This is a genomic window from uncultured Erythrobacter sp., assembly GCF_947492365.1.
GTDB lineage: Bacteria > Pseudomonadota > Alphaproteobacteria > Sphingomonadales > Sphingomonadaceae > Erythrobacter.
Window position 1 is genome coordinate 460,562 of the sequence record NZ_CANLMB010000001.1, and the last position, 13,712, is coordinate 474,273.

The 13,712-nt window shown below is 61.3% G+C and carries 11 protein-coding genes and 1 tRNA gene; 7 read left to right on the forward strand and 5 right to left on the reverse strand.

What is annotated here, in order from left to right:
• Positions 1-70: 70 nt before the first annotated feature.
• Complete coding sequence (locus Q0887_RS02275) at positions 71-343, forward strand: HU family DNA-binding protein (RefSeq protein ID WP_299191993.1); 273 nt, start codon at positions 71-73, stop codon at positions 341-343.
• 114 nt (positions 344-457) lie between these two features.
• Here the strand turns inward: Q0887_RS02275 and Q0887_RS02280 are convergent, their stop codons facing one another.
• Together Q0887_RS02280 and rlmB are read right to left on the reverse strand one after the other, a co-directional pair.
• Positions 458-1,333: a hypothetical protein gene (locus tag Q0887_RS02280; RefSeq protein ID WP_299191995.1), complete on the reverse strand. Its 876-nt coding sequence runs from the start codon at positions 1,331-1,333 to the stop codon at positions 458-460.
• A gap of 26 nt (positions 1,334-1,359) precedes the next feature.
• Positions 1,360-2,157, reverse strand: coding sequence for a 23S rRNA (guanosine(2251)-2'-O)-methyltransferase RlmB (gene rlmB, locus Q0887_RS02285; protein ID WP_299191997.1), 798 nt, complete (start codon positions 2,155-2,157; stop codon positions 1,360-1,362).
• A 160-nt stretch (positions 2,158-2,317) separates the two neighbouring features.
• Here rlmB and Q0887_RS02290 point away from each other — a divergent pair.
• Positions 2,318-2,403, forward strand: a tRNA-Tyr gene (locus Q0887_RS02290).
• A gap of 19 nt (positions 2,404-2,422) precedes the next feature.
• Here the strand turns inward: Q0887_RS02290 and Q0887_RS02295 are convergent.
• Positions 2,423-3,895: a ShlB/FhaC/HecB family hemolysin secretion/activation protein gene (locus Q0887_RS02295; RefSeq protein WP_299191999.1), complete on the reverse strand. Its 1,473-nt coding sequence runs from the start codon at positions 3,893-3,895 to the stop codon at positions 2,423-2,425.
• 293 nt (positions 3,896-4,188) lie between these two features.
• Between Q0887_RS02295 and Q0887_RS02300 the strand changes: the two genes are divergently transcribed.
• From Q0887_RS02300 to Q0887_RS02310, 3 genes are all read left to right on the forward strand, one after another.
• The gene (locus Q0887_RS02300) at positions 4,189-6,657 is read left to right on the forward strand and encodes a FecR domain-containing protein (protein ID WP_299192000.1); all 2,469 of its coding nucleotides are present in this window, start codon (positions 4,189-4,191) and stop codon (positions 6,655-6,657) included.
• A gap of 108 nt (positions 6,658-6,765) precedes the next feature.
• Positions 6,766-9,105: an EAL domain-containing protein gene (locus Q0887_RS02305; RefSeq protein WP_299192002.1), complete on the forward strand. Its 2,340-nt coding sequence runs from the start codon at positions 6,766-6,768 to the stop codon at positions 9,103-9,105.
• Between the two features lie 56 nt (positions 9,106-9,161).
• A complete protein-coding gene (locus Q0887_RS02310) occupies positions 9,162-10,328 on the forward strand; it encodes a beta-ketoacyl-ACP synthase III (RefSeq protein ID WP_299192004.1) in 1,167 nt (388 codons plus the stop codon).
• Here Q0887_RS02310 and Q0887_RS02315 read toward each other — a convergent pair.
• A complete protein-coding gene (locus Q0887_RS02315; RefSeq protein WP_299192005.1) occupies positions 10,289-11,386 on the reverse strand; it encodes a phosphatase PAP2 family protein in 1,098 nt (365 codons plus the stop codon). The two genes, Q0887_RS02310 and Q0887_RS02315, sit on opposite strands and share 40 nt — an antisense overlap.
• Before the next feature lie 159 nt (positions 11,387-11,545).
• On the opposite strand from Q0887_RS02315, the gene Q0887_RS02320 reads away from it, so the two are divergent.
• Both Q0887_RS02320 and Q0887_RS02325 read left to right on the forward strand, forming a co-directional pair.
• Positions 11,546-12,295 carry a phosphatidylserine decarboxylase gene (locus Q0887_RS02320; protein ID WP_299192007.1) on the forward strand — a complete coding sequence of 250 codons (750 nt, stop codon included), beginning with the start codon at positions 11,546-11,548 and terminating at the stop codon, positions 12,293-12,295.
• Positions 12,296-12,332: 37 nt separating this feature from the next.
• Positions 12,333-13,184, forward strand: coding sequence for a phosphatidylcholine/phosphatidylserine synthase (locus tag Q0887_RS02325; protein WP_299192008.1), 852 nt, complete (start codon positions 12,333-12,335; stop codon positions 13,182-13,184).
• Here the strand turns inward: Q0887_RS02325 and Q0887_RS02330 are convergent.
• On the reverse strand, positions 13,165-13,422 hold the full coding sequence (locus Q0887_RS02330; protein ID WP_299192010.1) for a hypothetical protein: 258 nt from the start codon (positions 13,420-13,422) through the stop codon (positions 13,165-13,167). The genes Q0887_RS02325 and Q0887_RS02330 overlap by 20 nt on opposite strands.
• Between the last annotated feature and the right edge of the window lie 290 nt (positions 13,423-13,712).

Sequence of the window (13,712 nt, forward strand, 5' to 3'; positions counted from 1 at the left end):
TTCACCGAAACGGAATGTGAGTTAGACAGGGCTGTTACACACGCCTGAAAGACATGAGGGGTTCCAAAACATGAACAAGAATGAACTGACCAGCGCAGTTGCCGAAACCAGTGGGCTATCCAAAAGTGACGCGTCGAACGCCGTTGAGGCCGTTTTTGATGCGATCCAGAAGTCTCTGGCAGGCGGCGACGAAGTGCGTCTGGTCGGGTTCGGGACGTTTTCCGTGGCCAAGCGCAAGGCTTCCACCGGTCGCAATCCGCGCACTGGCGAGCCAATGACGATCAAGGCTTCCAACCAGCCCAAGTTCAAGGCTGGCAAAGGCCTGAAGGACGCGGTCAACTGATCTGATTTCAGCCTGACCTTCTTACCGGCGCAGCGCAATGTGCCGGTAAGCAAAAGACCCCGCCAGCAGCGATGCTGACGGGGTCTTTTTTGTCTTTGGTTGATCTCGTGCGGTTTAGCGCGACATATCGATCAAAGCGGTCGGTGCGGCGCTGGTGCGAGGGCTGATCTGCCAGGTCAGCACTTCACCTTCGGCCGAAGGGCTTGCGCCTTCATCGGTGTTGTTGGCGCGGATCGCGCCGTTGGTGCGGATCGTGAAGGTGCCTTCGATTGCGGGAAGCTCGGGCATTGCCTCGTTGCCTTCCTCACCGCTCATCGCTGCGAGTCCGGCCATTCCCGCCATGCCGCCCATCATGCCGGCCATCGGGCTGGCTTCGTTCTGGGCCGCAAAGCCGGGCGCATTCACGCGCACCACATCGCCATCGCGCAGATGGATCTGGACGAAGGGGTTCGCCATCGGAAAACCCTCGATCACAGGGAACATGAAGTCATGGCTCAACTCACCGCTGACCGAATAGCTGACCTCGAACACGCCGTCGCCCTTGTCGACGACGCTGTGCCAGCCTTCCTGCCGCTCCAGCATGCGCACCAGCTCGGCAGAGGCTTCGGGATCGCTGAGGTCGATGCCGCCCATCATGGCGGACATCTGTTCGGCCTCACGCGCGGATTCGGCGGCGCGTGTTTCGGCCTGTGCCTCCCACTGGGCGCGCTGGCTGGAGATTTCATTGGTCGAACATTCGCGCACCTCATAGGTCGCGTCGATGTAGCAAGGCTCCGGCTCGAATTCCTCGGTCGCTGCATCCATCTGCGCCAACTGCGACAGGCCGAGGAAGAATATCTCGCCGTCATAGGTGAAGGTGAAGCGGTCATCCTCGGTCAGGACCAGCTCGGAGGTGAATTTGCCCGGAGTCATGAAGCACCCCGACAGGATCAGCGACAGGCCCGTGAGCAAGGCGACCGCGATCGCGCGTGGTTTGGTGTGGATGGACATAATTCAATCTCCCCCTGATGCGCGGATCAATCGCCCGCGCGCGTTGCAGCTGCATATAGTGCAATTGCTGCTGCGTTAGAAACGTTAAGACTTTCTATTGCGGAAGAGATCGGCAGACGGGCCAGCGCGTCGCAATGCGCCGCAATATTGTGCCGCATGCCTTCGCCTTCTGCGCCCAGCACGATGGCGAGCGCGCCGGTGGGCATGCTCTCGCCCAATGTCGCTTCGGCCTCGCCAGCAAGGCCAATCCGCCAATATCCGGCATCGGCGAGCTCATCCAGCGCGCGGGCAAGATTGACCACGCGGATCCACGGAACGGTTTCAAGCGCGCCCGAGGCAGATTTGGCGACAACGCCGCTCTCAGGCGGAGCGTGGCGGTCCTGCGTAACGATGCAAGCCGCGCCGAAGGCCGCCGCCGAACGCAGGATCGCGCCGACATTGTGCGGGTCAGTCACCTGATCGAGCACTACGACCGGGCGCGTGCGATCTCCGGTCGCGATTGCATCGAGGAACTGGTCCTCCAGCGGCTCGCATTCGAGCACCAGACCTTGATGCGGCGCGTCCTTGGCAACCAGCCGGGCCAGATCATGCGGATCGGCATACTCAACCGGAAAATCCTGCGGCAATTCGCCGTCCAGCGCCTCGATCGCGTCGCGCGTTGCCCACAATTTGCGGTGCTGGCGCGCGGGGTTCTTCAGAGCAGCCTCGACCGGGTGGCGGCCCCACAGCCGCACATGGCCCGCGGTTCCCTTGCCCGAACCGCGCCCGCCCGTCATTCTGCCCGCTCGCCCTCGCAATGCGCGTTTGCGGTCACCCTTTGCCATCAATTATTCTCGCTTCTGCTTGCTATTGCGGTCCCCCTGCCAGCAGGCCCATTGACAGGCAAGCGCCGCTTCGCCAAATGGGCGCCTCTCGGCAGCGGGGTGTTATGCCCGGTGCTTGCTATTGAGACGCGAACTGACGCGTTTTTGACAGCCCTTGTGTGGACAGGTGGCCGAGTGGTTAAAGGCAGCAGACTGTAAATCTGCCCGCGCAAGCGTACGCTGGTTCGAATCCAGCCCTGTCCACCACCACCGGCTGACCGGCTCTTTAGAAATTCACGCCAGCGCGCACATTTATCTGCGGATCGTTGCTGGTGTCGCGTTCGCCGCTGCCGCCGAGGGGGAAGGCACCTTCAACCTCGAAGTCGAAAATTCCAACGCGGCCGCGCACGCCCGAGCCAGCCGAGAAAAGCGAGCCTTCGCCCAGATCGCTGCCAATGTCAGTGACATAGCCGCCATCGGCAAAGGCGTAGAGCTGGAGGAAGTCGAACGGCAGGCCGCTAGTGTTGAAGCGATAGCGCAGCTCTGCGAGGCCAGCGATTCCTTCATCGCCCAGCACCTCGGCAAAGCCGTATCCGCGCGTGCGATGGGCGCCGCCCAGTGCGATTTCCTGACTGGCCAGCAGCGGACGGTCAGCCATCTGTCCGGTTGCGGTCAGGTAGAGGTCGAGTCGCCTCACCAGCGGCAGCCGCGCATCGGCGCTGAAGCGGTAGCGGGTGAAGACGCCGTCGCCATCGGCTCTCGACGCCAGCGGATCACCGAGCCGGGTCGCACCGAGCATATCAAGCCCGCGGTCGATCCACAGGCTCGCACCCGCAGAACCTTCCGCAACGGCAAAGCGTGTGCGCAGCCCAACCGAAGCCGTCACCAGAGTGTCGTCGCGCAGCAATGTGCCCAGATCGTCTTGCGCGACCGAGATATAGGCCGCGTTGGCCTCAAGCCACAGGCTCGCTCCGCGCGATCTCTTGAGCGGGACCGACACCGCGAGGCTCGCGCGGCGGCTGTCACCCGAAATGTCGCTTGGCCCCAGATCGCCGCCCGGCGCGGTCTGTCCGAGCGACCCGGCAAGCGTGACATAGGTTCCGCCATCGGTGACCTGGGTTCGATATGCGGCTGAGCCGAATAGCAGTTCAGACGGTTCAATCGGATTGATGCGCACCGCCGCGCTCACCTGATCGGCGGAATTCAGAACATCGGCATAGCGGATCGCCGCGCGCGCGCGCACCGGCCCGAACAACTCGGAGCCGTAATTGTCTGCGCTGACCGAGATATTGGGGCCGCGTTCTTCAAGGCTGACCAGCAGCACGCCTTGCCCGTCAACGCGCTGCAATCTCGCGCCGCGAAGGATCAACGCGGGGATGTCGGAGACTAGCAGCAGGGTCGATTCCAGATCGGCTTTGGTCGCCGGGCGGCCAACCAGCCCCTCCAGCATCCGGTGTGCGGCAGGATTGTCGGAGCCGGTGATCTCGATCCGGTCGATGCGGCCTTCGTCGATGTTGATCTCGACGAAACCGTTCTGCGCAGCCTCGGTATCAATCGAGGCTCGGGCATAAGGATAACCGGCTTCCTTGGCGAGCTCGGTCAACTCGTCAGACAGCCGTTCGAGCACTTCGTCGGTTAGCGGTTCGCCGAAAAATCCTTCGACCACTTGCTGGTAGCGTTCTTCTTCAAGCGCCTCATTGCCGCGAATGATCACCGCGCCGATCTGCCCTGTCTGCCCTTCAAAACCGGGTGAAGGCATGGATAGCACGTCGTTAAAGGCGATCCTCGGGGGTGGCGCGCTTTGCTGGGCGGAGGCTGGCGTCATCGCAGGCGCTATCGCAGCGCTCAGCACAAGGCCGGCGACACACGTACGCGCAAGGGAGAAGGTCCTAACCATCTGGGCCGGTCGCTAGGCCCTATCCGCTAAGAATTTCTTACAACGAACAAGCAACCTGAATCGCGCTTTAACTTCGGGGTAAGGCTGCAAATTCACGCTTCCTTGAGGCGCGTGCGGATAGGGGGGAGGCACAAAGGAACGAATGCGAACCCCTCATGCACAATCTTGTTAAGTACCCCGTCCTGATCGCCGCCCTGCTAGGCAGCACAAGCGCCATGGCTCAAGTGCCTGACTGGCGGGTTTCCGAAGCAAGCGGCGAAGTCACCATCACCCGAGATGGGCGCACAATTTCCGGTCGCCCGGACCTGACCTTGCGTCCCGGCGACCTCATCCGCACCGGCTCACGCGGCCGCGCCGTGCTGGTGCGCGGAAGCGAGTTTGTGGTGGTATCGCCGCGTGCGGAACTGCGCGTCGCCGTGCCTGAAGAATCCGGGCCGGTAATCCAGTTCTTCCAGTATCTCGGCAATGCACTGTTCGATATTGAGCGGCGCGAGACGCAGCATTTTGGCGTCCAGACGCCCTACCTCGCCGCTGTGGTGAAGGGCACAACTTTCAACGTGTCGGTATCGGCGGACAACTCGGCGGTGCAGGTCACCGAGGGCGCAGTGGAAGTCGCGACCGGCGATGACCTCGAGGCGGCGCTTATCACCCCCGGCCTGATCGGTCTGGTGGAGGCAGAGGCGGCAAGCGACCTGATCGTGGTGGTTGGCGACACTCCGCAAGAGCAATTTTCCGGATCGGTCGTGCGCGGCACGCCTGAATTTGTGGGCAACATCTCCGAGGCGCGCACCAGTGGTTCTGATGGAGCACAATCGGGCAATAGCAGCATTGCTTCATCCGATGAAGCTGCAAATGCGCCCAGCGCAGCGCCCGCAAGCGTGCAGGGCCCAGACGATGGAGCAGCAACCAGTGGCTCCTCGACGCAGCCCGCCGATGAAGACGCGGTCACTGATGATACGCGCAGCGATGAAGGCGCGTCTTCGAGCGTTGCCGGCACGCAAATCGCTATGCGCGACGACGAAGTAACCGGTGGTGGCCAGGCTGACGCTTCAGAATCTGACGGTGGTCAGGTTGACGCGGTGTTTGGCAGCGACGGATCGGCTGCGGTCGCGGTCAGCGGCGGCAATGGCGCCGACATTGATGTTGATGTCACGGGAAGCGGTTCGAGCAGCGGCAATGGCAGCGCGAGCAATGGCAATTCCAGCGGCGATGATTCCGGAAACGGAGACACAGCCCCGGACAATTCGGGCAATTCGGGCAATTCGGGCAATGGCGGAACCGGCGTCAACGTTTCTGTGATTGCTAATGGCGGCGGCACAAATCCGGGTGATAGCGGAACAGGAAGCAACACCGGCAGCTTTGACGGCGACGATAGCAATGATGACGATTCAAGCGACGGCACACCCAATGCCGGTGTAAATGTTGGAGTTGGAACCGGCGGAAACGGCAATCAGGACGGGGACACCGGCGTCGGCGTGGAAGTTGGTGTTGGTACCGGCAATGGTGACGGCAACAGTAATGGCAGCGGTGACGGTAACTCGGGTGATGACACCGGAGCTGGCGTAGATGTTAGAGTTGGCACTGGCGGCAACGGCACTGGCGGGGGCAATGGCAACTCGAATGATGACACCGGAGTTGGCGTAGATGTCAGTGTTGGCACCGGCGGGAACGGCAACGGTAACGGCGGCGGCAATGGCAATGGTGGCGGCATTGATATTGGCGTCGGACTTGGCGACGGGGGCAGTGACAATAACGATGGCAATGGCAACGGTGGCAACGGCAATGGCGGCAACGGTAACGGTAACTCGGGTGATGACTCCGGCGACGACGTAGGTGTTGGTGTTGGCAATAGCGGCAACGGCAACGGTGGCGGCAACGGTAACGGCGGCGGCAACGGCAATGGTGGCGGCATTGATATTGGCGTCGGACTTGGCGACGGGGGCAGTGACAATAACGACGGCAACGGCAACGGCAACGGCGGCAACGGCAACGGCAACGGCAACGGCGGCAACGGCAACGGCAACGGCAATGGCAACGGTGGCAACGGCAATGGCGGCGGAAACGACGCCACCGGCTCGAACGGAAGCGGTCAGATCGCAGGCTCGGATGTCGATCTGAGCGATCCTTCGGGACAGGATGTGTTCCCCGTCTCCGATAGCGGCGATTCGAACGTTTCCGGATCCGGCCTCACCGCCAATCTCGACAACGATGCAGTCAGTTCGGAAGATGTTATCACGGTTGTCTCCGATACAGGCCGCGACGATGGGCTCGGCAGCAATACCGGCAATGACACCGCCAGTTTCGACCGCGGCGGGAACGACGGTTTCTGCATTGGAGAATTGTGCTTTGACCGCCGCGGAGATGGCGACACCGATACACCTTATCAGGACAGCGATGAAGACGGCCGGCTGTGCGGCTTTGCCCTTTGTGTCGAAGGGCGTGATAATGGCGGCAATAGCAATGGCAGCAATGACGGCAGCGATAGCGGCAACAGCGAAGGTGGCAGCGGTAATGGCGGCGGCAACGGTAATGGCAACGGCGGAAACGACGATGATGACGGCGAGTCCGGCGGCCAGGGCGGTCGCGGTGGCGGGGTGCTCGATGGCCTGCTCGGCGGCGGCTGAGTTACCTATCTAGGTATCGCAAACGCGCCGGTAACCCTTTTGCGCGATAGTGCCTCCAGTCCGGCGGGATGAATCGCGGATAAGGAGACTTAGCCTTGGGAAATTGGCATGTGGCTGACGCGTAGGCCGCGCGGGCCCCTCAAAGATACGATCAGTCTTGCCGCCTTCGTACTGGCGGTGGTGGCGGCCTGCGCTTTTGTTGTATCGGGCTTTGCTGGCGGCGCGGAAGAAGGCCTGCGCGACACACGTGACCAGTTCCGCATGGGTTCGGCATCAGGCGAAATCGTCATCGTCGAGATTGACGGGCGCTCGCTTGAACAGCTCGACACATGGCCCTGGCCGCGCAGCAATTACGCCGATGCCATCCGCAAACTTGACGCGATGGGCGCTTCGCAAATCGCCTTCGATGTCGACTTTTCGGCCTATTCGAATGAAGCAGAAGACGCGGCGCTAGCCAGCGCTTTTGCAGAGATCGGCCAACCCGCGCTGCTTCCCACGTTCCGCCAGCTCAACCAGGCGGGCGCCGTGCAGACCTATACCGAAGCTCTCCCGATCCCCGAATTTCGCGAGCACACATTCGTTGCCTCGGTCAATGTTGCGCCCTCGGCAAACGGGCGGATCACCTATTACCCTTACGGCGTCATCACCAATGGGGTGCCGCGCCCTTCGCTGGCGAACATGCTTGCCAATGCCAATGGCGCGGTGGGTGCGGATTTCCGCGTCGATCAGGCAATTGATATCAATTCCATACCGCGCATCTCCTTTATCGATCTGGTCCAAGGGCGCGTTGCCAGCGATCAGGTGGCGGGCAAGAAGATCGTGATCGGGGCCACTGCGATCGAGCTGTTCGACCGCTACCCCACCGCTCTGTTCGGAGTCCAACCGGGTGTCGCGATCCAGGTTCAGGCGGCGGAGACGCTGCTGCAAGATCGTGCGAGAAGCGATAGCGGGCAGGTGCTTCCGCTGACCCTCACCGCATTGGTGCTGGGCCTGCTTCTCATTTACCGTGGTCGCCGCGGCTTGAAATGGCTTCCGGCAAGCGCAGCGGCGCTTTCGATCGGCGCGATCAATCTTGTGGGCGCATTGGTGCTCGACCAGCTTTCCGCAGTCCATATCGCGCTAGCCAGCCCCTTGCTCTTTGTCGGCACCTTTGTCGGGGCGCGGCGGATCATGGCGGCGATGGCAACGATTGAGGCGGAACGGATGACCGATACTGCTACAAGACTGCCCAATCTCGCAGCGATGCAGCGCAAGCTGTTGGCGCATAAGAAACCGTGGATCGCAGCGGTGCGCTTTGCCGATTTTGCCGAGATCGGCGCGCTGCTGTCAGGGGAGGACCAGGTCAAGCTGGAACGTGACATTGCACGCCGGCTGCAACTTGCAGCAGGGGGAGAGGACATCTACCGGCTCGAGGCGGGCGCCTTCGCCTGTTTCGCTTCACAAAGACAGGCTGACAGTCCTGAAGCAGAATTCGCCGCCGCGCGCGCAGTCTTCAATGCCGGGTTTGAAGTCGCGGGCGAGAAGCTGCGGCTTAACCCGCATTTCGGACTGGCGCAGGGCGATATCAAGGGCGCGCTCGACGCCGCCGAAACCGCGCGCAAACAGGGGCTGGGCTTCTCCGCCGACGCGCAAAGCCTGCAAAGCGATGCCCAGTTCAAACAGCGCCTGCTGGGCGAGCTCGACGAGGCGCTGGAGAACGGCGACATTTCGGTCGTTTTCCAGCCAAAGATACGTCTTGCCGATGACGCCATTTCGGGTGCGGAATGCCTCGTGCGCTGGGAAAGCGCGCAATTGGGGCGGGTTTCCGCGGCGGACTTCATTCCGATCCTCGAAGAGAAGAACCGCATCAGCGCGCTTACCCATTTTGTTCTCGCACAAGCACTGGCGCGGCGCGAGGAGGCCTTGCAGCAAGGCCATGCGCTCAACATTGCGGTCAACATCTCGGCGCAATTGCTCACCAATCGCGAATTCGTTGAGGAAATGCTTGCGGTTCTGTCGAAGGAACAGGTCGGGACAAAGGGCGGCCTGACGCTCGAAATCACCGAAAGCGCGCCTTTGGCGGATTCAAGCGCGGCCAAGACCGCATTGGTCGACCTTGCCGAAGCAGGCGCACGCATATCCATCGACGATTACGGAACAGGGCAGGCAACGCTCCATTATCTGCAAGACTTCCCCGTACAGGAACTCAAACTCGATCAAAGCTTTATCCGCGATCTGGAAAATAACAACAAAGACCGGATCATGGTCCAGTCCACCATCGAAATGGCGCATGCGCTGGGCTTCAAAGTGGTGGGCGAGGGCGTGGAAACCGCTGAAATTCTCAAGATCCTGCGCGCGCTGGGATGCGATTACGTTCAAGGTTGGCACACTGGCAAACCGGCGGAGTGGTCCGAGTATTTTGCCATGGTCACTGGCGCTGCTGAGGCGGCCAAGTCCAAAGCTGCATAGGGCAGCGCGAACCAGACCTTGCCGCTGGGCCAAGAGCGCATTAAGCCTCCCGCCCCATGCAGGATACCACGCTGAGCCGCGCAGATAGCGCCCTTTCACTCACCGGACGGCCCGTCATTTCGGCCACCGGACTCTTCACTCCCGAAGAATCGATCAGCAATGAAGAGCTGGTTGAAAGCTTCAACACCTATGTCGACCGCTTCAACGCCGCCAATGCGGACGCGATCGAAGCGGGCGAAGTGACGGCGCTGGAGCATTCCTCGGTCGGTTTCATCGAGAAGGCGAGCGGGATCAAGTCGCGCCATGTGATGAGCAAGGCCCCGATCCTCGACCCCGACATCATGACGCCGCGCTGGGAAGAGCGGACCAATGACGAATGGTCGATGATGTGCGAGATCGGCGTGACTGCGGCGAAGAAGGCGCTTGAGCGCGCGGGCCGCAAGGCTGAAGATGTCGATGCGGTTTTGTGCGCGGCCTCAAATATGGAGCGCCCCTATCCCGCAATGGCAATCGAGATTCAGCAGGCGCTGGGCATCGAAGGCTTTGGCTTTGACATGAATGTTGCGTGTTCGTCGGCGACTTTCGGCATCCAGACGGCGGCGGATTATGTCCGTTCGGGTAATGCGAAAAGCGTGCTGGTGGTGAACCCAGAGATCACTTCAGGCCATCTCAACTGGCGCGACCGCGACAGCCACTTTATCTTTGGTGATGTCGCGACTGCCATTCTGGTCGAGGATTCCTCGATCGCTCCGGCGCAGCATTGGGAAATCCTGAGCACCAAGCTCAAGACCGTTTTCTCCAACAATATCCGCAACAATTTCGGCTTCCTCAACCGCGCCGCGCCCGAAAATGCGGGCAATGCGGACAAGCTCTTCATTCAAGAAGGGCGCAAGGTCTTTAAGGAAGTCGTCCCAATGGTCGCGCAGATGATCATCGATGAGGCTGAGCGTTTGCAGATGGCCCCCGCGACCCTGCGCCGCCTGTGGCTGCATCAGGCCAATGCCGGGATGAACCGCCTGATCGCGCACCGTGTGCTGGGGCATGAGGCGAATGACGATGAAAGCCCGACCGTGCTCGACACCTATGGCAACACGTCAAGCGCGGGCTCGATCATCGCGTTCCACCTCAATAGCGAGGATTTGGCGAGCGGCGACACGGGGCTGATTTGCAGCTTCGGCGCGGGTTATTCGGCTGGCACCGTGTTTGTGCGCAAGGTCGGCTGACGCGTTTCGAGCCACCGGTCCCAAGCAGCGATGATCAGCTGCGAGGCCTTCCAGATCACTGCGACCGCGATCAGCGATACCAGCCCGTCCACCGCATAGTGGTAGGCGAGGTGGACGCTGCTCACCCATGTGATGGCAAAGAACACGCCGAAGAACATGCCCCATTTGGGTGAGATACGCCGCATAGCGATCCAGTAGAGGAACGCGATGGCGCAGTGCATGCTCGGCATGGCGGTGATCCCGCTGCCAAGGCCGTTTTCGCGCGTGCCATACCATTCCAGCAGCATTTCCTGCACTGGAAGCACCATGATCGGCACCTGTTCGTTCGCGCTGTAGAGATAGGCCATCTGCGCATCGAAGGTGGAATTGCCCAGCATCGGCCCGACAAAGCACGGACCCACAGAGGCGAGCCACGTCGCCATCGCGCCGCCGATCAACGTCCAGCTGAGCACGTAAGAGAGGAAGAACTGCCGCCGGATCGCAGGGTCGATCTTCGCAAAGGCAAAGAACAGCACGCCGGGATAGAGCAGAAGGAACCACAGCTGATAAAGCAGCGCGAGGAATGCGGTGACGATCGGATAGCCGAGCACCGGCTGGAGCACTTCCCACGCATCATATCCAAAGAAAATCGCGCGGTCCCAAGCGATGAAGCTCGCATCCCAGCTGTATTCATTGAACAGCGGAATCGCCGATTTCATCTTGGAGAAATAGGGCAGCAGCACAATCGCGACGCCCAGCAGCGGCAATCCTGCGGCGAGCGGGCGGGTGAAGGTGGGGGCTGTGTAGCGCGCCTTGAGGTGCGCAACGGGGCTATCGGGGCGGTGCTTCCACAATTCGCGGCCCGCATCCCAGCAGGCGAGCACAATCACGAACATGAGGAAAATCTGCGCATTGGCGATGATCCCGCCAATGCCGGGATTGATGCCCTTCGCCGCGAGCAGCGAAAGGCAAACCGCCATCAGAGTAAGGCCGACCGCAAAAATGGGCGCTTCGCCCAGCCAGCGACGCGCTGTCGGGCTGCCCTTCCTCTTGTCCATTTCAGCCGGTGCTGAAGCCATCGTCGCCGAACTTTCCCTGTTTGCGAGCCAATTCACACGCTTGCTGCGCGTTTCTCCTCCGGCAATTAAGGTAAACATCTCACTAAAATGTGAACGCATTGAGGGGGCATGGCGCAAGCTCGCTTGCGGGCACGCGATGCAGGCCCTAGATGGACCCGCATGGCAGGTGAAATTCTCGATAATCAGGGCCGCGGTGAAGCCAGCTGGGGCTGGCCCGCAATCCATCCCGAAGGGCGCAAATATGGCGTGATCGCAATTGTGATCAGCCTCATTCCGCTCGTGCTGGGCTGGGAATATGTGGGCTTACCATTGCTGTTCCTATCCGCTGGGGTGTTCGCATTCTTCCGCGATCCGGAACGCGTGGTTCCGCAATCGGAGAACACGATTGTCGCGCCTGCTGACGGTTTGGTGACGCTGATCAAGACCTGCGAACCGCCGCTTGAAATGAGCGTGGATGACGGCTCGGGCAATCCGGGCCTCCCCGCTGTGCCTGTCACCCGTATCTCGATTTTCATGAGCGTGTTCGACGTTCACATCAACCGTGCGCCGATTGCCGGAACGGTGCGCCGCGTGGTCTATGTGCCGGGCAAATTCGTGAACGCCGATCTCGACAAGGCAAGCGAAGAGAACGAGCGCCAGCATGTTCTGATCGAGCGCGGGGACGGGCTGGCGATTGGCTTTACTCAGATCGCCGGACTGATCGCGCGCCGGATCGTGCCGTTTGTGAAGCCGGGCGATACTGTCGCCAAGGGACAGCGCGTGGGCCTCATTCGCTTTGGCAGCCGCGTCGATGTCTATCTTCCCGCCGGAACCGATCCCAAAGTGATGATGGGCCAGAAAATCATCGCAGGCGAAACCGTGCTGGCCGAAGTCGGCGCGACCGCTTTGCTAGAGGGTATCGCGCAATAGTTTGCGCCGCGCGCCATTGCCGGCAGGGCGACCTGTCATGAGCTTGCGCGGCCGTAATCAAGCTCCCGGCAGCGCGCCGCGTCTCGGCCCCAAAGCTGCCGAAGATGAAGGCGCAGAGGTCCATGCGGGAAGCAAGGGCCTTCCGCTGCGCGCGATGCTGCCCAATGCGATTACCGCTGCAGCTTTGTGCGCAGGGCTGACCGGCGTGCGCTTTGCTATCGAGGGGCAGTGGGGCTTTGCCATCCTTGCAGTTGCGCTGGCCGGAGTGCTCGACGGGCTCGACGGACGCATTGCGCGGATGCTCAACGCGCAGTCCCGGTTCGGTGCGGAGCTGGACAGCCTGGCGGATTCGATATCGTTCGGCGTCGCGCCTGCGCTTGTGCTCTATCTGTGGTCCTTGCAGGATCTGGAGCGGTTCGGCTGGTTTGCCGCGCTTGGCTTTGCGATCTGCTGCGCGCTCCGGCTTGCACGGTTCAACGCGCAGATCGATGTCGAGGATCAGCCGCACAAATCGGCCGGTTTCTTGACCGGTGTTCCCGCGCCGGTAGGGGCCGGGCTGGCCTTTACGCCGTGCTATTTGTGGCTGGAGACCGGCCTGCCGATCTTCCGCGATCCCATAGTCCTGTCGATCTGGGTCGCCGTGATTGCGGTGTTGGTCATCTCCAACATGGCAACGCTCAGCTGGACTGCGATCCGTCCGCGCCGCGATATCCGTCTGTGGCTGATCGCTCTGGTCGCGCTGGCCTTTGCCGCGCTGATGCTGGAGCCGTGGTGGACGCTAACCGCGATCAGCGTGATCTATCTCGCGCTGATGCCTTACGCCTTGTTCAAATATGGCAAGGTCAAGCGCCGCCGCGCTCTCAAAGCCCTCAAGCAGCCGTCTGAATAGAAGCGAGCGGCACGCGCCGTGCGTAGGGGCGGGAAGCCGCAGCCAGAGTGCGCCGCGCTGGTTTGCGCAGCCGAACCTCATGCGCATGAACCTGAGGCACGAAACCCGCCTTCAAAAGCGCCTGCTCGCGCCGGAGCACCCGATAGGCACCCCGGCCGCGCAGCCAGCTGTCGATCAGGCTAAGGCCCGTAGCAACAGCGGTAATCGCGATCAGCGCGGTGATAAGCATGGCAATCATAGTCTCGTATCCCTCTTCAACCGCAACCCTGGAACAGTAACGAATGCCAGCGCTGGTTTAATCCTGTACCGCGTTTGTTCTTCGCGCCTTGTTCTATAAGTGTTCTCCCCAGTCAAGCATTTTGTTCCACTTGTGTTCCTGCGCGTGTTCTTTGCACTAGATTTTGTGGGAGAGGGGGGCTAGAGCGCGCGCCATCGCCGGATCACAGGTGCGAATCACTTCGCTTCCGTAACCTGGCGAAATTCACATGAAGGGCATTTCATACCGGTGCCGCCAGCGGGATCTCCGCC

Bases quoted from the DNA above. Each gene is read 5' to 3' on its own strand.
- Q0887_RS02330 (WP_299192010.1), bottom strand. From the start codon at position 13,422: ATGATTGCCATGCTTATCACCGCGCTGATCGCGATTACCGCTGTTGCT.
- Q0887_RS02320 (WP_299192007.1), top strand. From the start codon at position 11,546: ATGGCAGGTGAAATTCTCGATAATCAGGGCCGCGGTGAAGCCAGCTGG.
- rlmB (WP_299191997.1), bottom strand. From the start codon at position 2,157: ATGGCAAAGGGTGACCGCAAACGCGCATTGCGAGGGCGAGCGGGCAGA.
- Q0887_RS02310 (WP_299192004.1), top strand. From the start codon at position 9,162: ATGCAGGATACCACGCTGAGCCGCGCAGATAGCGCCCTTTCACTCACC.
- Q0887_RS02295 (WP_299191999.1), bottom strand. From the start codon at position 3,895: ATGCCTTCACCCGGTTTTGAAGGGCAGACAGGGCAGATCGGCGCGGTG.
- Q0887_RS02315 (WP_299192005.1), bottom strand. From the start codon at position 11,386: ATGGCTTCAGCACCGGCTGAAATGGACAAGAGGAAGGGCAGCCCGACA.
- Q0887_RS02275 (WP_299191993.1), top strand. From the start codon at position 71: ATGAACAAGAATGAACTGACCAGCGCAGTTGCCGAAACCAGTGGGCTA.
- Q0887_RS02300 (WP_299192000.1), top strand. From the start codon at position 4,189: ATGCACAATCTTGTTAAGTACCCCGTCCTGATCGCCGCCCTGCTAGGC.
- Q0887_RS02280 (WP_299191995.1), bottom strand. From the start codon at position 1,333: ATGTCCATCCACACCAAACCACGCGCGATCGCGGTCGCCTTGCTCACG.
- Q0887_RS02325 (WP_299192008.1), top strand. From the start codon at position 12,333: ATGAGCTTGCGCGGCCGTAATCAAGCTCCCGGCAGCGCGCCGCGTCTC.
- Q0887_RS02305 (WP_299192002.1), top strand. From the start codon at position 6,766: ATGTGGCTGACGCGTAGGCCGCGCGGGCCCCTCAAAGATACGATCAGT.